The sequence below is a fragment of the Carnobacterium sp. genome, from assembly GCF_032094055.1.
Classification (GTDB): Bacteria; Bacillota; Bacilli; order Lactobacillales; family Carnobacteriaceae; genus Carnobacterium_A.
The window spans coordinates 22980-24097 of the sequence record NZ_DAMDAK010000022.1; the positions used below are offsets into that span (position 1 = coordinate 22980).

Sequence of the window (1118 nt, forward strand, 5' to 3'; positions counted from 1 at the left end):
AGAATTAGATTTATTAAAAGATAAGTTAGATGGGATTGAATCTTTTCATCCAAGTGCGTCTTACAGACAAAGTTTAAGTATATTAGATTTTTGTGAAGAAAATAATCTTCTATCTAGCGGAGGCAGTGATTTTCATAGATTTGAAAAAAGAGTTCGAGTAGGTTTGAGAGTATATGAAGATTTGTATGATAAAGCACCATTTCATTGGTTACACAATTTTATTTCAAAGGATGATTTTAAATGATTTTCAAGAAAAAAAAACCTTATTTTATTTCTCCTTGCGGAGGAGAACTAATTACAATACAAGAAGTTCAAGATCCTGTTTTTTCTGAAAAAATGATGGGTGATGGATTTGGTATTATACCGACAGGAGAAACTTTAATATCTCCTGTAACCGGGTGGGTTACTGCTGTATACCCTACTTATCATGCAATTGGTATTACAACGGAGAAAAAAGAAGAAATACTTCTTCATATTGGGTTAAAAAGTTTTTCTTTAAAAGGAAAAGGTCTTACTAGTACTCTTAAAAAAGGCCAAAAAGTAAAACAAGGAGATACAATTTTGAAATATGATTTGAATGAATTTTATAAGCATCAAATTGATCCTACATGCGTTATAGTATTTACAAGCGGAGAAAAAGTTACTCTTTTAAAAAAAAGAAAACGAGTTGAAATTGGGGAGAGCGATTTTATTGAAGTTTATAAATAAATCCAATTATTATGTAGTAAAAAAAATGAATAATAATTGTTTATTGATTACTGATAATACAACAGAAATGATCGTCATATCAAAAGGTATAAGTTTTCGGTATAAGTTAAATGAAAAAATTAGTGAAAATGAATTATTTGAAAAAAAGTATACTCTTATTAAAGAAAAAGCGATTAATGCTGAATATGATAACATAGATTTATTTAAAAAGGCTACAAATATATTAGAAATCGTAAATAGGGAATTAAAAAATAAAGAAATTGAGCCAGAAGTGATGAAAGCCTTTTTTAGTCATTGTGTTGCAATGATCAGGCGCATAGAAAATAGTAATGAAATTATGAATCCTTTTCATTATGAAACTATTGCTTTGTATAAAGATTCATATCATTTAACCGAAGTTATTGCACAAA

The 1118-nt window shown here is 27.7% G+C and carries 3 protein-coding genes; all 3 read left to right on the forward strand.

Annotated features, from left to right (window positions below; all coding sequences use genetic code 11):
* Positions 1-244, forward strand: a 244-nt coding sequence (locus RT405_RS05235; RefSeq protein WP_313468163.1) for a hypothetical protein, incomplete at its 5' end; no start/stop codon positions are given.
* Positions 241-708, forward strand: a complete 468-nt coding sequence (locus tag RT405_RS05240; protein ID WP_313468165.1) for a PTS glucose transporter subunit IIA — start codon at positions 241-243, stop codon at positions 706-708. The genes RT405_RS05235 and RT405_RS05240, both read left to right, overlap by 4 nt.
* Positions 692-1118 (forward strand): CAT RNA binding domain-containing protein (locus RT405_RS05245; protein WP_313468167.1); only part of this gene is annotated, 427 nt, incomplete at its 3' end. The genes RT405_RS05240 and RT405_RS05245, both read left to right, overlap by 17 nt.